Consider the following 22,457-nt stretch of genomic DNA (forward strand, 5'->3'; position numbering starts at 1 on the left):
CGTGGTCGTTGCGGCTGTTCAGACACGGTTCACCTCCCCGTCGGCCACCGTGAACCTCGCACCGGCGAGCTCCTCGGGCACGTCCTCGGCCACCGCCGCGGTGATGAGCACCTGCTCGGCGCCCGCGGCGACCTCGGCCAGCCGGGCCCGGCGCTTGCGGTCGAGTTCGGCGAATACATCGTCCAGCAACAAGACCGGTTCGCCCGCTTCGGCACGCAGAAGCTCGTAACTTCCGAGCCGCAACGCGAGCGCGAACGACCACGATTCGCCGTGGCTCGCGTATCCCTTCGCCGGCGCTTCGCCGAGGATCAGCTCCAACTCGTCCCGGTGCGGGCCGACGAGACTGATGCCTCGCTCCAGTTCCTGCCGCCGAGTGTCGGCCAACGCCTTCAGCAACAGCTCCCGCAGTACGTTTGCCTCGGCACGCTCTCCGCCAGGCACTCCGTACGAGGGCGGAAGCGCTTCGCCGAGCGAAGACTTGTACGCGATCTTCGCCGGACGAGAGTCGGGCGCGACTCCCATATAGGCGTCAGCCGTGTACGGCGCGAGGTCCGCGATCAGGTTCAACCGTGCTGCCAGCAACTGTGCGCCAGCCACTGACAGATGGTCGTCCCACACGTCGAGCGTCGACAGTGCGTACGGGTCTTCCCGGCCAGTACGGCGTTTGCCCGCTGTCTTGAGAAGCGCGTTGCGCTGCTTAAGCACCTTCTCGTAGTCCGCGCGCACGCCTGCGTACCGAGGCGCGCGAAGCACGAGCAGTTCGTCCATGAACCGACGGCGTTCGCTCGGGTCGCCGCGCACGAGCGCGAGGTCCTCCGGAGAGAACAGCACCGTACGCAGAATGCCGAGCACGTCACGCGGCTTGCCGACCGCGCCGCGGTTCACGCGGGCACGGTTGGCGCGGCCGGGCGTGATCTCGAGTTCGACCGTCAGCTCGCGATCCTCGTTGACGACCGCGACCCGGATGAGCGCGCGCTCACAGCCGTGGCGGACGAGCGGGGCGTCCGTGGCGACCCGGTGCGAACCGAGGGTCGCCACGTAGCCGATCGCTTCGAGCAGGTTCGTCTTCCCCCGGCCGTTCTGGCCGACGAGCACGACCGGCCCCGGTTCGAGCGCGAGGTCGGCCAGCGGCCAGGACCGGAAGTCGGTGACCTGGAGATGTCGCAGATACACGGGCGGGGAACCGCGGGAGCTAGCTCCCGGCCTTCTTCACAGCGTGGCCGCCGAACTGGTTGCGCAGCGCGGCGACGGCGCGCATCGCGGCGGAGTCCTTCTGCCGCGAGGAGAACCGGGCGAACAGCGCGGCCGACAGCACCGGGGCGGGCACCGCGTTGTTGACAGCTTCCTCCAGCGTCCAGCGGCCTTCGCCGGAGTCCTCGACGTAGCCCTCGAGGTCGTCCAGCTCCGGGTCCTCGTCCAGCGCGCGCACCAGCAGGTCGAGCAGCCAGGAACGGACCACGGTGCCGCGCTGCCAGCCCTTGATCACGGCGGGCACGTCGTCGACGGTCTTCGCGGCTTCGAGCAGCTCGAAGCCCTCGGCGTAGGCCTGCATGATGCCGTACTCGATGCCGTTGTGGATCATCTTCGCGTAGTGCCCGGCGCCGACCGAGCCAGCGTGCGAGAAGCCTTCCTCGCGCGGGCCCTCCGGACGCAGCGCGTCGAAGATCGGCATCGCGCGCTGGACGTCGGACGCCGCGCCGCCGACCATCAGGCCGTAGCCGTTGTCCTTGCCCCACACGCCGCCGGAGACGCCGCAGTCGAGGTATCCGACGCCGTGCGAAGCGAGCAGCTCGGCGTTCAGCTTGTCGTCGGTGAACTTCGAGTTCCCGCCGTCGATCACCAGATCGCCCTCGGACAGCAGCTGCCCGAGCTCGGTCACGGTCTGCCTGGTCGGCTCCCCGGCCGGGACCATGATCCACACGATCCTCGGGCCGGACAGCTTCGAAACCATGTCTTCGAGCGAGGTCGAGTCGCTGACGTCCGGGTTGCGGTCGTAGCCGACCACCTCGTGCCCGGCGGCACGCAGCCGCTCGCGCATGTTGAAGCCCATCTTGCCCAGGCCGACGAGACCCAGCTGAACCATGAGATCCCCTTTGGATTGGATCGGTTTTCCTCGGTTGGACGCGCGGTGCTCAGCCCGGCAGCCGCACCGGCATGAGCAGGTAGAGATATCCGGGGACGACGTTGCCCTCGGCGTCGGCGGGCTTGATCAGCGCCGGACGGTTGGGCGTGGTGAACGTCAGCTCGGCCCGGTCGCTGTGCAGCGCGCCGAGCCCGTCGACGAGGTAGCCGGGGTTGAACGCGATGGTGACCGGCTCGCCCTCGTAGTCGACCTGCAGTTCCTCTTCGGCGCTGCCCTCGTCGTCGCCGCCCGCGGACAGCCGCAGGGAGCCGTCGCTGAACTCGAGCCGCACCTGGGTGCCGCGCTCGGCGACCAGCGACACGCGCTTGATCGACTCGGTGAGCGCGCTGACGTCGATGACCGCACGCGACGTGTGGTTGGCGGGCAGCAGCTGGCGGTACGGCGGGAACTCGGCGTCGAGCAGCCGGGTGGTCGTGTAGCGACCGGCCCCGGACAGGCCGAGCAGCCCGTCGCCGGAAGCGAGCGCGAGCTGCACGGTCGTGCCCGCGCCGCCGAGCGTCTTGGCGGCCTCGGCGAGCGTGCGCGCCGGGACGAGCACCGCGGCGTCGGACATGCCCTCGGCCGGCTTCCAGGTGAACTCGCGCATGGCGAGCCGGAACCGGTCGGTGGCGACGAGGGTGAGCGTGTCGCCGGAGATCTCCAGCCGCATGCCGGTGAGCATGGGGAGCGTGTCGTCCTTGCCGGCCGCCGTGGCGACCTGGGTGACCGCCTGGCCGAAGACGTCCCCGGTGAGCTCGCCCGCGTGCGCGGGCTGGGACGGCAGCTGCGGGTAGTCCTCGACCGGCATGGTCGGGAGGCTGAACCGGGCGCTGCCGCACGTGATGGTGGCGCGGGCGCCGTCGACGGAGATCTCCACCGGCTGCGCGGGGAGCGCCTTGGTGATGTCGGCGAGGAGACGGCCGGAGACGAGCAGCCGCCCGCCGTCGGCGATGGTCGCGGGCACGCCGACCGTGGCCGAGACCTCGTAGTCGAAGCCGGAGACCGTGAGCGCGTCGGACTCCCCGTCCGCGCCCGCGTCGAGGAGAACACCGCCCAGCACCGGCACCGGAGGCCGGGAGGGGAGGCTTCTGGCCACCCACGCGACGGCGTCGGCGAGCCCGTCGCGCTCGACGCGGATCTTCATGCGCGCTTCCTTTCGACAGCCGAGCCCCTCGGCTCGTGAAGGGGTCGCCGGGCACCAGTCGTGAGCACCCCGCGCGACCGGGTCCCCGCCGGTCCGGTCCGCCCCGCGCGGGAACGGACCAGCTGCAGACATCCACGTTAGGCCGTCGCCGGGGGTGCCGTCACCTCGGCCTCCCCTTCACTTTGTCGACAAGACGACACGAATCTCGGCTTGTCCTCAGTTTCGTCCTCCGCCTGTTTTTGTTCTGTTCTTTCTTAGAAGAGATGAAAAACCAGTAGCAGTAATAGGGGCTGTGGATTGTGTGGACAGCGGTCGTTCGCGCTGGTCGTGGCGCGCGGCGGCCTGTGGGCAGCCCTGGTGGCGGATCGGTGGATGGTTCGGGCGATCCGTGGATGGTTTCGCGCCACCCACGATTCATCCACAGTTGGCCTTGGTTGTCCCCAGGCTTGTCCCCAGGTTGGGGCCGAGTTGTACCCAGGCTCTGGGGGCAGCCGAAGCGGCCGGGATCGCCCTGGTGAGTGACGACCCACAGGTGTGGATGACCTGTGGGCAACCTGGGGAATCCGCGTGGACAAGCCTGGGGACAACCTGTGGATTCGGTGTGAGCGGGATGTGGATCAAATCCGGATCGTCGCAGCTCCGAGATCCGTTGGCACTGTGGGCAAAGTGCCCACACCCTGGGGAAAACCCCTTGTGTATCAATAAGTTTCGGAATTTCTGCGTACACAGGCTGTGGATGTCTGTGGATACGTACGCGTGCTTCGCTCCCACGCCGCTCCGTACGCACGCTTCAGCTGCGTACGGGCGAGAAGCCAGTCGGGGCAACAAAAAGGGCACCACGGGGAGTCCGTGGTGCCCTTTCGTGTCGAAGCAGGACTGTCTACAAGCGAGTGTCCAGAAGCAGCGGTCGGCTATTGCCGCGCGCGCTGCTTTATCCGGGACGTCAGCTCTTGCACCTGGTCGTAAATCCGCCGGCGCTCGGCCATCTCCTTGCGGATCTTCTTGTCCGCGTGCATGACGGTCGTGTGGTCGCGGCCGCCGAACGTCTGGCCGATCTTCGGCAGCGACATCTCGGTCAGCTCGCGGCAGAGGTACATCGCGATCTGGCGGGCCGTGGCGAGCGCCTTCGTCTTGCCCGGGCCGCACAGCTCGTCGAGCGTCACGTCGAAGAACTCGGCGGTGACGCCCATGATGGTCGGCGCGGTGATCTCCGGCGTGTGCGAATCCGGGATCAGGTCGCGCAGCACGATCTCGGCGAGCCCGACTTCCACCGGCTGCTGGTTCAGCGACGCGAACGCGGTGACGCGGATCAGCGCGCCCTCCAGTTCGCGGATGTTCGCCTCGACCCGCGACGCGATGAACTCCAGCACCTCGCCGGGCACCGCGAGCCGGTCCTGGGCCGCCTTCTTCCGGAGGATCGCGATCCGGGTCTCCAGCTCAGGCGGCTGGATGTCGGTGATCAGGCCCCATTCGAACCGCGTCCGCAGCCGGTCCTCCAGCGTCTCCAGCCGCTTGGGCGGCCGGTCGGAGCTGACCACGATCTGCTTGTTCGCGTTGTGCAGCGTGTTGAAGGTGTGGAAGAACTCCTCCTGGGTGCCTTCCTTGCCCTCCAGGAACTGGATGTCGTCCACGAGCAGGATGTCGATGTCGCGGTAGCGCCGCTGGAAGGCGACCTTGCGGTCGTCGCGCAGCGAGTTGATGAAGTCGTTCGTGAACTCTTCGGTCGAGACGTAGCGCACCCGCATGCCGGGGAACAGCCGTTGCGCGTAGTGCCCGACGGCGTGCAGCAGGTGCGTCTTGCCGAGCCCGGACTCGCCCCAGATGAACAAGGGGTTGTACGCACGGGCAGGCGCCTCGGCCACGGCGACCGCGGCGGCGTGCGCGAAGCGGTTGGACGCGCCGATCACGAACGTGTCGAAGTTGTACTTCTCGTTCAGCTTCGTCTTCGACGTCTGCGGCTGCGCGGGCGCGGTGTAGGGCTGTCCCGCGATCGGCTGCCCGGCGAACCGGGGCCAGATCTCGTTGGCGGTCGCCAAAGCTTCGCCCTCTTCGTCGACTTCCTCGTCCGGGTCCTCGACATCGTCCAGACCCGGGGGCGCCGGCTGCTGCGGAGGCGGTGGCGGCGGTTCGACGCGGGCCGGCGGAAGACCGGCCGCCTCGACCTGCGGACGGCGCGGCGGCGGCATCGGCTTCGGGCGCTCCGCGCGCACGTGGTCGGCCTGGCCGTTCTCCGTGTGCGGGCTCGCCGGCGGCACCGGCTCGGGCCGCGGGACATCGTTTTCCACCCGGGCGGGTGACGCCGCATAGCGGGGGGCCGGCGCGACCGGTTCGGCGCTGTCGACCTTCACCGCGAGCGACACCGGACGGCCGAGCCGCCGCGACAGCGCTTCGGTGATCGAGGTGCGCAGCGCGCGTTCGATGGCTTCTTTCGCGAAATCGCTCGGCGCGGCGAGCAGCGCGGTGCCGTCGAGGAGACCGATCGGGCGGGTCACCCGCATCCAGGCCCGCTGCTGCGGGGAGAGGGTGCCGTCGGACAGCTCCCGCACCACCTGCTCCCAGATGACGCCCAGATTGTGCTGGTGCTCCGACACCGGTCTGACTCCCCTCCCCTCGTCGGCGCGCACGCCTCGGTCCCACCCCCGAGAACGTCCTGGAAGCTCGCCTCGAGCACGCGGTCCGGACTCACCCGCGCGACGGCACAGCGATATCCACAAAGTTGTCCACAGCTGTGCACTAATGTACGGCCGTCCGCAGCCACGCCCCCTGCGGGCTCGGCGTACTCCCCGGGCGCCTCCACACCCCCCGGCGCCGGCGAGGCCGCGTCAGTGCTGCCCGGAGGCCGAGAGAGGCACGCTAACAAGCCCTGCTCGTTGCCACAAGACGTGGTGCTGCGCAAGCATTTCACGGTGTACGGCGTGTTGCCATTCGGTGCCGCGCCGTGCCGGAAGGCAGTCTCCCGGGTCGGTTGCCGAGGGTGGCGGAGGGGCGCCTGCGGCTTGCCCGACCGGGGTGCGTACCCTCGTAAGGTCTCCCGTATGCGACGGGTGCGTTTCGCGTGCCTACGTATGTCGTCGCTCGTCGTGACGAGGCCACCCGGTGGTAGGAGACAGCACGAACTTCCGTGCGACCCGCACGACACGCCGGGCGCCGGGGAATCCGCCGTCGCCCGACGGCCGAGACACAGGAGAAGCAGTGAGCAAGGGCAAGCGCACCTTCCAGCCGAACAACCGTCGCCGCGCGAAGACCCACGGTTTCCGCCTGCGCATGCGGACCCGTGCGGGCCGGGCGATCCTCGCGGCGCGCCGTCGCAAGGGCCGCGCCGAGCTGTCCGCCTGATCCGGCTCCGCGCAACCGCGTCGTGCTGCCCGCTGGCGCACGTCTGCGGCGGAGCGAGGACTTCCGGGTCGTCCTCCGCCGGGGGTCCCGAGCCGGCAGGCGCCGCCTCATCGTCCATGCGTTGACCACGGACCCGTCCGTGGCCGCCTCGTTCGCGGCCAGGGCGGGTTTTGTGGTGAGCAAGGCCGTCGGCAACTCGGTGGTGCGCCACCGGGTGACCCGGCGGTTGCGGCACCTGGTTTTCGCACGTCTCGGAACACTGCCCGCGGGCAGCTCGTTGGTGGTACGGGCATTGCCTCCGGCAGCGTCCGCGTCGAGTGCTGAGCTCGGCGCGGATCTCGACGCCGCACTGCGCCGGCTCGGCCTCCTGCCGTCCGGCCGCCCGGCCGGGGCCGATGCTCCCCGGCAGCCGCGTCAGCAGGGCGCGGCACCCGACCACGGATCAGCGGTGTAAACGGCCATGGACGCCACCTCCGAACACAGCGCCACCGAAGTACCCGAGGGTGAGTCGCCGCCCCGGCCGGGTCCGGTCGCGTGGGTGCTGCTCCTTCCCGTGCGGTTCTACCGCAAGGCGATATCGCCCTTTCTTCCTCCGGCCTGCCGGTTCTACCCGAGCTGCAGCGCGTACGCAGTCGAAGCCCTGACCCGCCACGGCGCGGCCAAGGGCTCCTACCTCGCGCTGCGCCGGCTGCTTCGCTGCGGTCCCTGGACCCCGCCCGGCCGCGACCCGGTGCCCGAGAAGTTCTCGTGGCGGCACCGCACGCCTGAAACACCGATCGAGGAGTAGCTCAGTGCTCGATTTCATCTACTACCCCGTGTCCTTCATCTTGTGGTGTTGGCACAAGGTCTTCGGGTTCGTCTTCGGCGAAGCGACCGCGATCTCGTGGATCCTCGGCATCATCTTCCTGACGTTCACCGTCCGCGGCATCATGTTCAAGCCGTTCGTGAACCAGGTCCGGTCGATGAAGAAGATGCAAGACTTCGCGCCGGAAATGAAGAAGATCCAGAAGAAGTACGCGAACGACCGGCAGCGCCAGGCGCAGGAGATGCAGAAGCTCCAGCGCGAGCACGGCGTCAACCCGCTCGGCAGCTGCCTTCCGATGGTCCTTCAGATCCCGGTCTTCATCGGCCTGAACCACGTGCTCCGCGCGTTCACCATGCCGCCGGCCGGCGGCGGTCCGAAGACCGAGAACTACTTCTTCAACCAGCACGACGTCAACTCGTACGTCAGCGCCAAGCTCTTCGGCGTCAACATGGGCGAGGCGGTCAACAACGGCGTCGGCGCCGTCGCCGGCCACGTCGCGAACGGCGGCTGGCACTGGGAGGTCCTCCCGGTCGCGCTGCCGTTGATGATCATCGCCTCGATCGCCACGCACCTCACCGCGCGGCACTCGGTCTCCCGGCAGAACGCGTCGGCCGCGGGCACCCCGCAGACCGCGATCATGAACAAGCTCACCATGTACATCTTCCCGCTCGGTGTGCTCGTGTTCGGTGCCTTCTTCCCGCTCGGCCTGCTCTTCTACTGGCTGGCGAACAACGGCTGGACGCTCATGCAGCAGCGCCTCGTCTACACGAAGATCGACAAGGAAGAGGCCGCTCGCAAGGCGGAGGCCGCCGAGAAGCGCGCGTCGCTCGGCCCGAAGCCGGGCCAGAAGCCGACCGCGCCGAAGGTCGGGCAGAAGCCGGTGCAGCAGAAGAAGAACCAGCAGGGTCAGCAGAGCAAGGTGGCCAAGGCGGGTTCCGCGCACGGTTTCGCGCAGACCGCGTCCGACGGCAAGTCCGGCAACGCGAAGTCCGACGGCGGCACGTCGTCCGAAGCGAAGGCAGCCGAATCCGGGAACAGCGCGGAGAGCGCTCCGGAGCAGACGTCGAACCAGAACGGATCGAAGGAGAACGGCACCGGGGTGCCCGGACTCCTCAAGGACTCGAACAGGAAGTCGGGCCGGAAGCGTCGCTGACGCTTCGGGTTCGGAGAGGAGACTGAAGATGTCGGAGACGGTCGACACGATCGACGCCGATCAGGAAGAGACGAGCGCACCGGCCGAGCAGAAGGCGGGCGGTGACGACGCTCTCGTGCAAGAGGGCGACATCGCCGGCGACTACCTCGAGCGTCTGCTGGACCTGCTCGACTACGACGGCGACATCGATCTGGACGTCGAAGCCGGCCGCGCGATCGTCAGCATCGACGGCGGCGACGACTTGGAGAAGCTGGTCGGCCCCCGCGGCACGGTGCTCGAAGCGCTGCAGGAGCTGACCCGCCTCGCGGTCCAGCAGGAGACCGGCTCGCGCAGCCGGCTGATGCTGGACATCGCCGGCTGGCGCGCGGACCGCCGCGAGGAGCTCCGCGAGCTCGGCCGGTCCACCGCGGAGTCGGTCCTGGCGAGCGGCGAGCGGGTTCGGCTTCAGCCGATGAGCCCGTTCGAGCGCAAGGTCGTCCACGACGCGGTCGCGACGGTCAAGGGCGTCACGAGCGAGAGCGAGGGCGAGGACCCGAAGCGCCGCGTGGTGATCTTCCCCGAGGACTGAGCCCTCGGACGCGGAAAGCACTGAGCCGAAGCGGCCCACCGGAGTGATTCCGGTGGGCCGCTTCTTTTATGTCTGCCGCTGGGGCGGGTGTCGCCGACAGGTCGCTCCGGCTCCTTCGCTGCCGCGATCTCGATGAGCGCTCACGGCACTTTGCCGAACAGGGTCGCGCCGTCGTCCGGTGTTACGGACCTCCGGATGTAGCGACGACATCTGGCGCCCGTTGGCGACGGCGTGCCGCTCCACTGTTAGGTGCGTACTCGGTCGGCGTCCTCCCCTGTTCGTCGGACGGTGCGCTCTCCGTTCGGAATGGCGCGGCGGGTGGCGCGACCGCGCGAATTACAAGCGTGGCGTTTCACGTGAAACTCGCCCGCCGTCTCACCCGGGTGACTGCGTTTCACGTGAAACGACATGTGGATCGCTCGGCGACTCGAGTGGACTTGTCCACAGTTGCGGTCTGTCGGCTCGATTTGCCGTCGGCATCAGGGACAATCAACCGAGCGCGTTTCACGTGAAACGCGCGGAGCGAGGAGTGGAAGTAGTGAGCTTGGACGGCGCCACCGGGACGGTCCGGACCGCGGCGGTGGAGGTGTTCGGGGAGCGCGTCGAGCAAGCCGCCGGGTACGTGGAGCTGCTGGCGACCCATGGGGTCGAGCGAGGGTTGATCGGACCGCGTGAGGTGGACCGACTGTGGGAACGGCACGTCCTGAACTCCGCGGTGATCGGCGAGCAGATCCCGTCCGGGGCGCGCGTGGTCGACGTCGGGTCCGGTGCGGGGCTTCCGGGAGTACCGCTGGCGATCGCTCGACCGGACCTCGATATCGTGCTCTTGGAACCCATGGCTCGCCGGGTTGACTGGTTGGCCGAGGTCGCCGAGAAGCTGGAACTCCCGATCACCATCGTCCGTGGACGCGCCGAGGAGCGGTCCGTACGCGAGCAGCTGAGTGGCGCAGACGTCGTCACCGCACGCGCGGTCGCCCCTCTTGCTCGGCTCGCGGGCTGGTGCCTTCCCCTGGTTCGTCCCGAAGGTCGACTGGTTGCCCTCAAAGGCGCCAGCGCCGCCGAAGAGATCTCCCGTGACCGCGACGCGGTGCGCAAGGCCGGTGGTGCCGAACCACAGGTCGCGGAATGCGGGAAGGCGGTACTCGAAGTCCCCAGCACGGTGGTCCTGATCCGTCGCCTGCCGCCGAAGCCGAACCGGCCACGCGGCAGACGGAGCTAGCGCATGACAACAGCCGCGCCGTTCCACGTGAAACAACGCGGCGTGAACGTCCCCGAATCGTCTACCAGGAGGAGGTGTCGAGACCGGTGAATCCCCCGCCGTCCGACTCCGCGGAGGCCAGCCAGGAGATGGGCTGGACGCCGATCGCTGAAGAAGCCGTTCGCGCCGCGAGCGTGCTCCACCCCAAGGAAGGGGTACTCCCCCGACCGGATCGCCGGCGCGTGCTCACCGTCGCCAACCAGAAGGGCGGGGTCGGCAAGACGACGAGCACCGTCAACCTGGCCGCGGCGCTCGCCGTGCACGGGTTGAAGACGTTGGTGATCGACCTCGATCCGCAGGGCAACGCCAGCACCGCGCTCGACATCGACCACCGCTCCGGGACCCCCTCGATCTACGAGGTGCTCATCGGCGAGGTCTCGATTGCCGAGGCCGCGGCGCAGAGCGAGCAGTCCCCCAACCTCTACTGCGTGCCCGCGACGATCGACCTCGCTGGTGCCGAAATCGAACTCGTCTCCATGGCGAACCGTGAGACGCGGCTCAAGGAGGCGCTGTCGTCCGGCGCGCTCGACGAGATCGGCGTCGACTACGTCTTCATCGACTGCCCGCCGTCGCTCGGTCTCCTCACGGTCAACGCGATGGTGGCGGCGCAGGAAGTGCTCATCCCGATCCAGTGCGAGTACTACGCACTGGAAGGTCTCGGGCAGCTCCTCAGCAACATCGAACTCGTGCAGCAGCACCTCAACCGCGAACTGAGCGTGTCGACGATTCTGCTCACCATGTACGACGGTCGCACCAAACTGGCCGACCAGGTGACCAATGAGGTCCGCAATCACTTCGGCGACACCGTGCTGAAGACCGTCATCCCGCGCAGCGTGAAGGTGTCCGAGGCACCCGGCTACGGCCAGACCGTGCTCTCCTACGACCCCGGTTCACGTGGTGCCATGAGCTATCTCGACGCGGCGAAGGAAATCGCCGAGCGGGGTGTGAACGAGAGGAGCAGCACCACATGACTGAGCGCAGAGGAGGGCTCGGCCGCGGACTGGCGGCCCTGATCCCGACCGGCCCGGCAACGCCTCCGCCGGCCGCGACCGAAAGCAGCACGGCTGCCGAGAAAGCGGTGCGCGAGGACAAAGGCTGGTTCGCGGCGAACGGTGCCGCGGGCCAGCCGATCGCGGGCGGCGAGGTCGCCGGTGCGGTGTACCGCGAGATCCCGGTCAGCTCGGTCAAGCCGAACCCGAAGCAGCCTCGCCAGGTTTTCGACGAGGAAGCGCTCGCCGAACTCGAACATTCGATCCGCGAGTTCGGGCTCATGCAGCCGATCGTCGTCCGTGAACTCGGCGACGATCAGTACGAGCTCGTCATGGGCGAGCGCCGGCTGCGGGCCTCGCAGCAGGCGGAGCTCGAGGCGATCCCCGCGATCGTGCGGCAGACCGCCGACGAGTCGATGCTGCGCGACGCGCTGCTGGAGAACATCCACCGCGTGCAGCTGAACCCGCTCGAAGAGGCGGCGGCTTATCAGCAGCTGCTCGACGAGTTCGCGGTGACGCATGAGGAGCTGGCCGGTCGGATCGGCCGCAGCCGTCCGGTCATCACGAACACCATCCGGTTGCTCAAACTCCCCCTCCCCGTGCAGCGACGGGTGGCCGCCGGGGTTCTCTCCGCCGGGCACGCGCGGGCGCTGCTTTCGCTGGAGGATCCGGACAGCCAGGAGGAGCTGGCGGCGCGGATCGTCGCGGAGGGCATGTCGGTGCGCGCCACCGAGGAAGCCGTCACGCTGAAGAAGAACGAGAAGCCGGCGAAGCCGAAGGCCGCTCCTCGCAAACAGATTCAGGCACCCGGATTGCAGGAACTCGCGAACCGGCTGTCCGACCGGTTCGACACCCGGGTGAAGGTCGACCTCGGCCGGCGCAAGGGACGCATCGTTCTCGAGTTCGGGTCGGTGGATGATCTTGAGCGCATCGTCGGGATCATCGACGCGAATTCCGGGGAAAAATCGGCGAATCAGAGCGACGAAACCGATTAGGGATCACCCAGGGTCGTTTCGTCACGGTGATGATTGCGGTTCGAGGCGGCTGCGGTTACCCGGAGTGGCCGCCGGAATCGACCGGCGCGGGGAAGGGCGGCAGACCGCCGCCCGCCCCGTCCGCCTGGTTTCAGTTCGCGCGAGCGACGGCGCGCGCGACGAGATCCGCGAAAACCGAACCGAGTGTGGTGCCGGCGGCCTCGACTGCCATCGGCACCGTCGACGTTTCGGTGAGGCCCGGCGAAAGGTTCACTTCGAGGAAGTGGACTCCCCCGTCCGGAGTGATCACCGCGTCGGTGCGCGAGATGTCGCGCAGCCCGAGCCACCGGTGCGCGCCGACGGCGAGTTCACCGACCGCCTTCGCGGCTTCGTCGGAAATCCGGGCCGGGGTGAAGAAATCGGTGAGACCCGCGGTGTAGCGCGCGGTGTAGTCGTAGACGCCGTTCTCCGGCACGATCTCGACCGCGGGCAGGGCCTCGGGCCCGTTCTCCCCTTCGATGACCGTGACGGCCACTTCAACGCCGTCCACGAACCGTTCCGCGAGCACGGTGTCGCCATAGGCGAAGCAGCCGACCATCGCCGCGGGCAGCTCCGCCGCCTCCCGGACCACCTGGGTGCCGAGCGCCGACCCGCCCTGATCCGGCTTGAGGATCAGCGGCAGGCCGAGCCGCTCGACCATCGCGTCGAGGACCGATTGGGCCCCCAGCTCGCGAAAAGTGCTGTGCGGCAACACAATCCAGTCCGGCGTCGAGAACCCGGCCTGCTGCACGAACGCCTTCGCGGTCGGCTTGTCCCAGGCGCGACGGCAGCCCTGCGAGTGGGTGCCGACGAACGGCACGTCGAGCATCTCCAGCACGGTCTGCACCGAGCCGTTCTCCCCCTCGCCGCCGTGCAGCGCGACGACAACCGCGTCCGGACGCTGCGTGCGCAGCCGCTCCAGCAGCCCGGCGTCGGTGTCCCACTCCTCCACCGTGAGGCCCTCGGCCCGCAGCGCGGCGGACAGCCTGCGCCCGGAGCGAAGCGAAACGTCGCGTTCGTGGGAAAGCCCGCCGGCGAGCACGGCAACGGTACGGTCGACCACCGTGGGAACTCCTTAGTGTTGCAGGGCCGGTCAGACCGTGTCCGGAGACGGGGTCTCGGGCCCCGGGATGGTGCGCGCCTTCACGCTACCGAAGGTGCGGCTGAGGTCCATTTCGGACTCGAGCACCGCGGCGAGCCGGCGCACGCCCTCGCGGATGCGTTCCGGCGTCGGATAGCAGTACGACAACCGCATCTGGCGAGAGCCGAAACCGTCGGCGTAGAAACCGGTGCCGGACGCGTACGCCACCCGGGCGGTCACCGCACGCGGCAACATCGCTTTGGTGTCAACGCCTTCCGGCACGGTGACCCACACGTAGAAGCCGCCGTCCGGGTTGGTCCAAGAGCAGCCGGGCGGAAGATACTGGTGCAGCGCCGACAACATCGCGTCGCGGCGTTCGCGGTAGTTCTCCCGGAACTTCTTGATCTGGCCCTTCCAATCGTGCGTCGCGAGATAGCGCGAGACGATCATCTGGTTGAAGGTCGGCGGGCACAACGTGGCGGATTCCGCTGCCAGCACAAGCTTTTCGCGCACCGCGTGCGGCGCGAGCACCCAGCCGACGCGCAGCCCGGAGGCGAACGTCTTCGAGAACGAGCCGAGGTACACGACGTTGTCCGGGTCGAGCGAGCGCAGCGCCGGGTAGGTCTGGCCGTCGAACCCGAGCAGCCCGTACGGGTTGTCCTCGATGATCAGCACGCCGTGCTCACGGCAGATCTCGACGATCTCCGGACGCCGTTCGACCGACAAGGTAACGCCAGCCGGATTGTGGAAATTCGGGATAGTGTAAAGGAATTTGACCCGCTGCCCGGCTTTTTCGGCCTGGCGCAAGGCTTCCCGCAGTCCTTCGGGCACGAGACCGTGCTCGTCCATCGCGACGTGCACGACATTGGCCTGGTAGGCGGAGAACGACCCGAGCGCACCGACGTACGACGGGCCTTCGGCGATCACGACGTCACCCGGGTCGCAGAAAAGCCGGGTCACCATGTCGAGGCCCATCTGGGAACCGACGGTGACCACGACGTCGTCGGGGTGCGCCTTGATCCCCTCGAGAGCCATGATTTCGCAGATCTGGTCACGCAGCGCGGGAATCCCGTGCGCGGATCCGTACTGCAGGGCGACGAGCCCCTCCTCGGCGATGATCTCGCCGACCTGAGCCGACAGGGTGTCGAGCGGCAGCGCGGCCAGGTTCGGCATGCCGCCGGCGAGCGAGACGACCTCCGGCCGGCTTGCCACTGCGAAAAGCGCGCGGATCTCGGATGCGGTCATCCCGGCGGTACGCGCCGCGTACCGGTCGAGATGCGGGTCGAGATTGTTGCGGCCGGTCTGCGGCTTCGCGGGGCGGTTCTCGGTCATCGGACACCTGAGGGCTCGGCGGGTACCTGCTGGTAGATCCATTGAGTGTAACCGCGGCCTCTTCCAGCTCCCCGCTCTTCCGGCGCTTGTCACATCGGCCTATCCTCGGGGTGGTTCTTCCGGTCCTGCCTGCGCTCTTGCGGGCGCCGCGGCCGGAGTCGAGGGGTTCCAGGGAGGTTTCCGGTGTCACGTCGCGTGGTGGGCGTCACCCTGGACAATCTCGAGCACCTGCCCAAGAGCTGCCGCCAGTGCGTGTACTGGGAGCTCGCGCCGCATCTGAAGGCGCAGGCCGAGGAGTACGGCTCCACCGAGGTGGAGAAGGAAGCCTGGGTGTCCAGCGTGCTGCTGGAATGGGGTTCCTGCGGCCGCATCGTCTACAGCGACACGCTGCCGGTCGGCTTCGTCCTCTACGCCCCGCCGAACGCGGTGCCCCGCTCGCTCGCCTTCCCGACGTCGCCGCCCAGCGCGGACGCCGTTCTGCTCACCGCCTTCCAGGTCCTGCCGGAATTCCGCGGCGGCGGCCTCGGCCGGATGCTGGTGCAGGCCGTGGCGAAAGACCTCACGAAACGCGGCGTCCGGGCGATCGAAGCCTTCGGTGACGCCACCCCGGACGACGAGGACCCGCTGGGCCAGCACTCGTGCGTGCTGCCCGCCGCCTTCCTGCAAAGCGTGGGCTTCAAAACGGTGCGCCCGCACCGGAAGTACCCGCGGCTGCGTCTGGAGCTGCGCTCGGCGATCACCTGGAAGGAAGACGTCGAAGCCGCGCTGGAGCGTCTGCTCGGCCAGGTGACGATCACGACCGCCGAACCGAGTCTCGGCCGAGCCTGACTTCTTCCCGGGCTGTGGAGATCAGCCAGAATGATCTGGCTGGTACCCACCCTGAACGACCCGCCTGACTAGGTCGCCGAGTTCGGCAACGGCCAGCTCCGCTTCCACTCGCTGGTCACTCTCCGTATCTACCGCTGCGGCATCCACGGCCTCTCGCCCTGTTTTCTCGGCACCTTCATCCGCCCTGCGAGTGCCGCAAACCACCCATTCTCAACAGCATCGACCGAGGTCAGCGGCCACTCGATCCCCGCCGCCCCACCCTGAACACGGGTGTCGCGAGATCGTGTCCGACGAGCCCCATACCACCGCGGATTCACTCGGGAAACACCCACTCCCGGTACCTGTGCACAACTGTGGAAGAACCCCCGAGTTATCCACAGATTGCAGATAGAGGCCGTGGAAAAGCTGTGGATGGATAGAATGGATCTGGGGACGCCCCCCGGGACGGGTGGGGGCTGCCCCCAGGTGTGGTGGGTGCTGCGGCAGTGGGGCGCAAGTTCTTGTGGCGCCGGTTAAGCGGTGCGGGTGCTCCGGTTGTTTGGTGGTGCGGCTACGGGTGGCGGGCCGCCGGGGTGGGGGTTGGAGGCCGGGGAGGTTCCGCGGGGAGTGGGGCGGCGAGTCGTGACTGTGGGTAGTGGTTGGCTGGGGTGAGTTCTGGTCAGCGCGGCTAAACGGGCGGCTGGGCACGCTGGGGCTGAAGAGGGCGGTGCCGGTTCGGGGCGTGCTGAACGAGCCTGGCGACGTTCAGGGAGGAAAGTCCCGGGCAGAGGCCAATCAGGGGGCAGCTAGGGGTAGAGCAGAGGCCGAACGAAGAAGGGCGGCTATTCGGCCTTCGCCAGTTCGTGGGCCAGGACGTCGGCGAAGGTGAAGGTGCCGGTCGGCTGGTCGCCCTCGCCCAGGAGGTAGAGGCGCTTCACCGCGATGAGGATGCCCTCGGCCACGACGTCGCGGAAGGCGGGGTCGGCCAGGCGGGCGGCGTCGTCCGGGTTGGTCAGGTAGCCGATTTCCACGCGGACCGCGGGGCAGCGCGTGCGGGTGAAGATTTCCCACGTCTTGTAGTGCGTGCGACAGTCCAGCAGGCCGGTGCGCGCGGCGACTTCCCGCTGGATGAAGCCGGCCAGCAGCTCGCCGACGGTGGACGTCGTGCCGTTGCCGGTGCCGAAGTGGAAGCTCGCCACGCCCTGTGCGCGCGGCGACGGGTTGCCGTCGCTGTGCAGCGACAGGAACAGGTCCGCGCCGGCGTCGTTGGCGAACCGGGCGCGTTCGAAGTCCGTCGGGCTGTGGTTCGGGCCCCGGCTGATCAGGGCCTCCATGCCGGTGGCCTGCATCCGGCCTTCGAGCCGCCGTGCCAGGTCCCAGGCGATGTCTGCTTCGCGCAGGCCGCCGGCGACCACACCGAGGTCCTCGCCGCCGTGGCCCGGGTCGATGACGATGCGCTTGCCGCGCAGACGCGGGCCGGCCTGGCGCACCTGCTCCTGCTCGCGCAGGAAGACCGGGCGGCCGCCGCGGGCGCGCGGCGACGACAGGCGGTGCAGTTCGCGGATCGTGGCCGGGCCGCAGATGCCGTCCGACGTCAGCCGCATGTCGCGCTGGAACGTGCGCAGCGCGCGTTCGGTCTGCGGGCCGAAATACCCGTCCGGGCGGCCCGCGTCGAAGCCCAGTTCGGTGAGCCGCTCCTGAAGAGTGAAAACGTCGTCGCCGTGCACCGGCGACGACAAAAGGTACTGGAGCGGGCGGCTCCCGAGGTGATAGCTGGCACCCTTGAGCGCCTGGTACGTCGCAGGGCCCACGACGCCGTCGGTGATGAGCCCGCGGCGCTGCTGGAACGCGCGCACGGCCTGCTCCACCGCGACGTCGAACGTGTTGTACCGCTCGGTCCCCGCCACCGGCGGGAGCAGATCCATCCCGGCAAGGATCGACCTGATCTCGGCGACGTCGGGACCGGCGTCACCGCGGCGGAGTACCCGCATGCACTCCTCGCTCTTCCTCAGGCACCGAAACCGGCTCGATGCGAAACAGAAACTCGGGTAGGGGTGTACCCAGGCACCTATTGTGCCCTGTGAACTCTCGGTAAGGACGCAGGCCCGGTCGGTGCGCCACGGGAGGAGTGCCTCCTCCCCGGACAGACACGCCGAGTGCACCTGCGCGCACACCCCCGTGCGGGTGGTTCCCGAACGTGCGAGAATCCGGACCGGCGAGTCGATCGCCGCTGGCCCGGGTTCTCAGCAGGTGGACCGCTCAGAGCACGTCAGCGAGATCCGACAGCAGCGCGGCCTTCGGCTTCGCGCCCACGATCTGCTTCACCGGCTTGCCGCCCTGGAACAGGATCAGCGTCGGAATCGACATCACCTGGTAGTCACGCGCCGTGTTCGGGTTCTCGTCGATGTCGAGCTTCGCGACGGTGATCTTGTCGCCGTTTTCCTTCGCGATCTCCTCGAGCACCGGGGCGACCATCTTGCACGGCCCGCACCAGGTCGCCCAGAAGTCGACGAGAACGGGCTTCTCGCTGGTCAGGACGTCGTCCACGAACGACTTGTCGGTCACCTTCACGGGTTCGGACATCGCTTGCTCCTTCAACTCGGTGGGAAAGTCAGTGCTCGCCGGCGCCGTAGCCGCCGCCGACCAGTTCCGGTGCTTCGTGCGCGTCGGCGTCGCCGTGCTCCGCCAGCCATCGTTCCGCGTCGATCGCCGCGCTGCAGCCGGAGCCGGCCGCGGTGATCGCCTGCCGGTAAGTGCGGTCCACCAGGTCGCCAGCGGCGAACACGCCCGGCAGGTTCGTGTAGGACGTGCGGCCCTGGGTGAGCACGTAGCCCTCTTCGTCCAGGTCCACCTGCCCGCGCACCAGCTCGCTGCGCGGGTCGTGGCCGATCGCGACGAAGAACCCGGTCACGTCGAGCGTCTTCTCCTCGCCGGACTTCGTGTCGCGCACCTTCAGGCCGGACACCGTCCCGTCGCCCTCGACGCCGGTGATCTGCGAGTTCAGCTGCCACTTGATCTTCTCGTTCGCACGGGCGCGCTCGAGCATGATCTTCGACGCCCGGAACTCGTCGCGGCGGTGCACGATCGTCACGGACTTGGCGAACTTCGTCAGGAACGTCGCCTCCTCCATCGCCGAGTCGCCGCCGCCGGCGACCGCGATGTCGTGGTCGCGGAAGAAGAAACCGTCACAGGTCGCACAGGCGGACACGCCGCGGCCCAGCAGCTCCTGCTCGCCCGGCACCTTCAGGTACCGCGCGGCGGCGCCCATGGCCAGGATGACGGCGCGCGCGGCGTAGCGCTTGCCGTTCGCGACGACGTACTTCACGTCGCCGGTCAGCTCAAGCGACTCGACGTCCTCCGCGCGCAGCTCGGCCCCGAACCGCTCGGCCTGCTTGCGCATCTCCTCCATCAGGTCCGGACCCTGGATCCCGTCGCGGAAGCCCGGGAAGTTCTCGACCTCAGTGGTGGTCATCAGCGCGCCGCCGAACTGCGTGCCCTCGAACACCAGCGGTTCCAGCTGTGCGCGAGCCGCGTAGACCGCTGCGGTGTAACCGGCAGGACCCGACCCGACGACGATCAGGTTCCTGATTTCCTCGGCAGCCACCCGTCAACCCTCCGCTCGTAGTGACCTGTGCTCCAGGCTCAACACGATCGTAGGTGGAGGTGTTCCCGGCGGTGACGCCCGCTACGTCCGGGCCGCTACTTCTTGCCGACCACCTTGTCGAACAGCTTGTCCGGGTTCCCCGGTCCGCAGTCCGCGCCGAACGCGACCAGCCGGAACTGCGCGAGCTTGCCGGTGGTGTAGATCGCCACCACGCCGGGCTTGCCCTCGACGGTCACCGGCCGCACGCCTTCCGGCCGCACCGCCGGGTCCATCCCGGCCGCGGCGACGCACGCGTCGAACCTCTTCGAGTCCTGCAGCGGGCCGTAGTTCCGCACGCCGAGGCCGCCGCCCAGCAGAGCTTCCGCACCACTGCCGTCGCTGCCGACGGTCGGGCCGCCGACCGCGGACGGTGCGGGCGCGGCCACGCCGGGCGTATCCGTCTTGGTCGTACCGGGAATCGACAGCGTGATGGCCACCGCGGCGGCCGCGGCGGCGGTCAGGATCCCGGCTCCCCAGCCGAGCTGCCGGTTCCGCCGTTTCCGCGCCGCCGACAGGTCCACCACCGGCGCGACCGGGTGCTCAGCAGGCCCCGGCGCGGTCGCCGGAAACGTCGCCTCCTGCCGGGCCGCCGACTCCGCGGCGAGCGCGGCGTCGAGCCTGGCCGCGAACTCGGCGGGCATCGGCGGGGCCGGTTCCGCCGCGAGCGCGGACAGGTCGGCGGTGGTCGCCTCGAGGGCCTCGATGATCGCGCGCGCCTCCGGATCCGCGTTCACCCGCGGCCAGAGCTGAGCTGCCTCCCGGTCGTCGAGGACCCCGGCGTGGAGGTCGGCGAGCAGGTCGACAGACCAGGGCGGCCCGATGGTTCCGCCTGCCCCCCGGCTCTCGTCCGTCATCGTCCCTCCCCGTTCCCCGGCGAGCGCTGGGCCCGCCCGGCACTCCGGGACCCCTCCGAAGTGGCGTGCTTGCGTTTGCTTTCGTTAGTTGGGACGCCGCCACCGCCGTCCGGGTTCCGCAGATGCCCGAGAACCTTCGCGAGTTTTCCCCGCCCGCGCGCGCACCGGCTTTTGACCGTGCCCTCGGCGATGCCGAGCATTTTCGCGGTCTCGGCCACCGAATAGCCCTCGACGTCGACGAGCAGGATCGGCGCGCGCTGGTCCTCCGGCAGCTCGTCGAGCGCCTTGCGGACCAGCAGGCTGGTTTCCTTCTCCGCCATCGAATCGCCGGGCGCGGCCGGTTCGTTGAACTCCCCGGTCTCGGGCAACGGCACCGTCGGCCGGGCCTGCCTGCGGCGGATCCGGTCGAGGCACGCGTTCACCACGATCCGGTGCAGCCAGGTCGTGACCTGCGACTCCGCGCGGAACTTGCCCGCCGCGCGGAAGGCCGAGATGAACGCCTCCTGCAGCGCGTCCGACGCCTCTTCCGGATCGCGCAGCGTGCGCAGCGCTACCGCCCACATGCGGTCTCGATGCCGCCGGACCAGTTCACTGAACGCATGCGGATCGCCCGCGGCGTGTGCCGCGATCAGATCCGCATCCGTGGGAGCTGCAGCCGTCACCCGGCAGAGCCTACTGAGTCGTGCGCGCAGCTCACGCCGCAGGCAGGAAGCTCAGTTCTCCGATCTGGCTCTCGAAGCCGTTGCCGCCGTTGTCGCCCAGCTGGGTGATCCAGACGATGAAGTACTGGCTTTGCGTCGGCTGCTGCAGGGTGATCGTGGTGTCCGGCCCGTTCAGGTCGCCGCTTCCGACCACCTTGGTGTCGTCGAGCTGCGGGTTCTTGCTGTCCGCCGACCGGATCTCGACCTTCGTGCCCGGGCTGTCCGCGCTGATCTTCACCTGCGCGAGGTTCACCGGGTTGTCGAACGAGACCGCGATGCCGACGCCGGGCTTCAGCGCGGGCAGCTGCTGCTGGTACTGGTCGGTTTTCCAGATCGTGCCCGGGTCGCCGTCAATCGTGTTCTTCACCCGGCCCGGGTTGTCGCCCGAGCCCTCCGGGTTGTACAGCGAGGCCGACTTCGGAGCCACCGGATCGCCGACCTTCGGGCTCGCCGGCTGCTGGTTCGCCGGCGGCGGGGCCTGGTTGCCCGGTTTGGCCGGGGCCGAACTGCCGGGCGGGGCCGCGACGTTGATCGTGGGACCGGTCGGCTTGCCGTCGCCCTGGAACAGGTTGATCAGCATCAGCCCGCCCCACGCGAGGATCACCACGGTGGCCACCACCAGCACGGTGACGCCGAAGGCCAGCTTCCGCCGCCGCGCGACGTCCTTCACCGGCTTCTTCGTGGTCCAGATCGTGCCGTCGGGATCCGCCGCCGCTTCGTCCTTGCCGACCGCGTTGATCAGCTGGGTGCGTTCCTCGTGCTCGGCGACCTGGCCGAGCACGCGCAGGATGGCCGAGCTGGTGCGGATCCCGCCGCTGCCGCCGTCCTCGATCGTGCGCACGGCCAGCGAGGACAGCTCCGGCGGCACCGCGGGCACCAGCGACCGCGGCGGCACCACGTGCCCCTGCGGGGTGAGCGGGGCCGCGGGGATCGCGGGCGGTCCGCCCGGCAGCGCCCAGCGTCCGGTGAGCAGCAGGTACAGCACCGCGCCGAGCGCCTTGACGTCATCGCGGAGCGTGGCTTCCGGCAACGGGCCGGGGAAGGCGAGCTTGAGCGCGCCGCCCGGGGTGAGCCGCAGCCGCTGCGGGTGGTCGAGGCCGAGGACGAGGCCGTTCTGGTGGGCGTGGTCGACGGCTTCCGCGAGCGCCTGCACCATCCGCGCGGCCGCGGCAGGGGCCACCGGCCGCTGCGCGACCAGGTCCACCAGGTCACTGCCCTTGGTCCACTCCGCCACCACGACACCGAGCAGTCCCTCGCTGGAGGTGACGCCGCTGCCGAGACTGAGCACGTCCAGCACCCGCGCGACGCCGCCGTGCCCGAACTTGGACGCGTGCGCGGCCCGTTCCAGGGTGCGCCGGGCCTGCCGCGCCGCTTCCGGATCGGCCGGATCGCCGACCAGCAGCGTCAGTGCGACGTCCCGTTTGAGCTGCCCGTCCCGCGCGCGCCAGAGGTGCGCGGCGGCCCGCTCGTCTACGCCGAACTGGGCAAGCAGGCGATACCGGCCGTCCCCTACGACGCGTCCGGGCGCGAGCGATCCGCCCCGGGCGCGAATGCCCGCGGCGTCCCCCGCCTGCTCGCTTCGTCTCGTGTCCACGCTCTCTCCCGCTTCGCTCCCGGCACCGAGGGTACCCGGATCATCAGCCGTAGAAGC

General features: G+C 69.1%; 21 protein-coding genes. 9 read left to right on the forward strand and 12 right to left on the reverse strand.

The features are described 5' to 3' along the window. Positions 1-18: 18 nt before the first annotated feature. From recF to dnaA, 4 genes are all read right to left on the reverse strand, one after another. Positions 19-1,173: a DNA replication/repair protein RecF gene (gene recF / locus H5411_RS02770; protein WP_183122848.1), complete on the reverse strand. Its 1,155-nt coding sequence runs from the start codon at positions 1,171-1,173 to the stop codon at positions 19-21. Positions 1,174-1,192: 19 nt separating this feature from the next. Continuing rightward, entirely contained in the window at positions 1,193-2,083 is an 891-nt protein-coding gene (gene gnd, locus H5411_RS02775) for a phosphogluconate dehydrogenase (NAD(+)-dependent, decarboxylating) (RefSeq protein WP_101436706.1), read from the reverse strand. A gap of 49 nt (positions 2,084-2,132) precedes the next feature. After that, positions 2,133-3,266 (reverse strand): DNA polymerase III subunit beta, encoded by a 1,134-nt coding sequence (gene dnaN, locus H5411_RS02780; RefSeq protein ID WP_101436707.1) that lies wholly within the window; start codon positions 3,264-3,266, stop codon positions 2,133-2,135. 911 nt (positions 3,267-4,177) lie between these two features. Further along, positions 4,178-5,857 (reverse strand): chromosomal replication initiator protein DnaA, encoded by a 1,680-nt coding sequence (gene dnaA / locus H5411_RS02785; RefSeq protein WP_101436708.1) that lies wholly within the window; start codon positions 5,855-5,857, stop codon positions 4,178-4,180. Positions 5,858-6,458: 601 nt separating this feature from the next. Here dnaA and rpmH point away from each other — a divergent pair. The 8 genes from rpmH to H5411_RS02825 all read left to right on the forward strand — a co-directional run bounded on the left by rpmH (position 6,459) and on the right by H5411_RS02825 (position 12,370). Next, the gene (rpmH, locus tag H5411_RS02790; protein WP_037363527.1) at positions 6,459-6,602 is read left to right on the forward strand and encodes a 50S ribosomal protein L34; all 144 of its coding nucleotides are present in this window, start codon (positions 6,459-6,461) and stop codon (positions 6,600-6,602) included. 22 nt (positions 6,603-6,624) lie between these two features. Then, the gene (gene rnpA, locus H5411_RS02795; protein WP_101436709.1) at positions 6,625-7,056 is read left to right on the forward strand and encodes a ribonuclease P protein component; all 432 of its coding nucleotides are present in this window, start codon (positions 6,625-6,627) and stop codon (positions 7,054-7,056) included. A gap of 6 nt (positions 7,057-7,062) precedes the next feature. Further along, positions 7,063-7,389 carry a membrane protein insertion efficiency factor YidD gene (gene yidD, locus H5411_RS02800; protein ID WP_101436710.1) on the forward strand — a complete coding sequence of 109 codons (327 nt, stop codon included), beginning with the start codon at positions 7,063-7,065 and terminating at the stop codon, positions 7,387-7,389. 4 nt (positions 7,390-7,393) lie between these two features. Beyond that, positions 7,394-8,560 (forward strand): membrane protein insertase YidC, encoded by a 1,167-nt coding sequence (yidC, locus tag H5411_RS02805; protein ID WP_101436711.1) that lies wholly within the window; start codon positions 7,394-7,396, stop codon positions 8,558-8,560. A 28-nt stretch (positions 8,561-8,588) separates the two neighbouring features. Next, positions 8,589-9,128 (forward strand): Jag family protein, encoded by a 540-nt coding sequence (locus tag H5411_RS02810; RefSeq protein ID WP_101436712.1) that lies wholly within the window; start codon positions 8,589-8,591, stop codon positions 9,126-9,128. A gap of 538 nt (positions 9,129-9,666) precedes the next feature. Beyond that, positions 9,667-10,347 carry a 16S rRNA (guanine(527)-N(7))-methyltransferase RsmG gene (gene rsmG, locus H5411_RS02815; protein ID WP_101436713.1) on the forward strand — a complete coding sequence of 227 codons (681 nt, stop codon included), beginning with the start codon at positions 9,667-9,669 and terminating at the stop codon, positions 10,345-10,347. Between the two features lie 86 nt (positions 10,348-10,433). Then, positions 10,434-11,357, forward strand: coding sequence for a ParA family protein (locus H5411_RS02820; protein ID WP_101436714.1), 924 nt, complete (start codon positions 10,434-10,436; stop codon positions 11,355-11,357). Beyond that, the gene (locus H5411_RS02825) at positions 11,354-12,370 is read left to right on the forward strand and encodes a ParB/RepB/Spo0J family partition protein (protein ID WP_101436715.1); all 1,017 of its coding nucleotides are present in this window, start codon (positions 11,354-11,356) and stop codon (positions 12,368-12,370) included. Before H5411_RS02820 ends, H5411_RS02825 begins: the two co-directional genes overlap by 4 nt. A 130-nt stretch (positions 12,371-12,500) precedes the next feature. Here H5411_RS02825 and H5411_RS02830 read toward each other — a convergent pair whose 3' ends face one another. Next, a complete protein-coding gene (locus tag H5411_RS02830) occupies positions 12,501-13,451 on the reverse strand; it encodes a D-alanine--D-alanine ligase family protein (protein ID WP_101436716.1) in 951 nt (316 codons plus the stop codon). A gap of 30 nt (positions 13,452-13,481) precedes the next feature. Continuing rightward, a complete protein-coding gene (locus tag H5411_RS02835) occupies positions 13,482-14,801 on the reverse strand; it encodes an aminotransferase-like domain-containing protein (protein ID WP_101436717.1) in 1,320 nt (439 codons plus the stop codon). Between the two features lie 183 nt (positions 14,802-14,984). On the opposite strand from H5411_RS02835, the gene H5411_RS02840 reads away from it, so the two are divergent. Next, entirely contained in the window at positions 14,985-15,629 is a 645-nt protein-coding gene (locus tag H5411_RS02840; protein WP_101436718.1) for a GNAT family N-acetyltransferase, read from the forward strand. Positions 15,630-16,450: 821 nt separating this feature from the next. Here H5411_RS02840 and H5411_RS02845 read toward each other — a convergent pair. The 6 genes from H5411_RS02845 to H5411_RS02870 all read right to left on the reverse strand — a co-directional run bounded on the left by H5411_RS02845 (position 16,451) and on the right by H5411_RS02870 (position 22,400). Continuing rightward, on the reverse strand, positions 16,451-17,599 hold the full coding sequence (locus H5411_RS02845) for an N-acetylmuramoyl-L-alanine amidase (RefSeq protein WP_009085332.1): 1,149 nt from the start codon (positions 17,597-17,599) through the stop codon (positions 16,451-16,453). Positions 17,600-17,867: 268 nt separating this feature from the next. Further along, positions 17,868-18,191: a thioredoxin gene (gene trxA / locus H5411_RS02850; RefSeq protein ID WP_009085330.1), complete on the reverse strand. Its 324-nt coding sequence runs from the start codon at positions 18,189-18,191 to the stop codon at positions 17,868-17,870. Between the two features lie 28 nt (positions 18,192-18,219). Beyond that, the gene (trxB, locus tag H5411_RS02855; RefSeq protein ID WP_101436719.1) at positions 18,220-19,212 is read right to left on the reverse strand and encodes a thioredoxin-disulfide reductase; all 993 of its coding nucleotides are present in this window, start codon (positions 19,210-19,212) and stop codon (positions 18,220-18,222) included. Between the two features lie 95 nt (positions 19,213-19,307). Beyond that, the gene (locus H5411_RS02860; protein ID WP_101436720.1) at positions 19,308-20,105 is read right to left on the reverse strand and encodes a hypothetical protein; all 798 of its coding nucleotides are present in this window, start codon (positions 20,103-20,105) and stop codon (positions 19,308-19,310) included. Next, a complete protein-coding gene (gene sigM / locus H5411_RS02865; RefSeq protein WP_101436721.1) occupies positions 20,102-20,767 on the reverse strand; it encodes an RNA polymerase sigma factor SigM in 666 nt (221 codons plus the stop codon). Before sigM ends, H5411_RS02860 begins: the two co-directional genes overlap by 4 nt. A 31-nt stretch (positions 20,768-20,798) precedes the next feature. Next, positions 20,799-22,400 (reverse strand): protein kinase family protein, encoded by a 1,602-nt coding sequence (locus tag H5411_RS02870; RefSeq protein WP_101436722.1) that lies wholly within the window; start codon positions 22,398-22,400, stop codon positions 20,799-20,801. Positions 22,401-22,457 lie beyond the last annotated feature (57 nt).

Origin of the sequence: Amycolatopsis echigonensis (assembly GCF_014174495.1) — a bacterium.
In the GTDB taxonomy this organism is placed as follows: domain Bacteria; phylum Actinomycetota; class Actinomycetes; order Mycobacteriales; family Pseudonocardiaceae; genus Amycolatopsis; species Amycolatopsis echigonensis.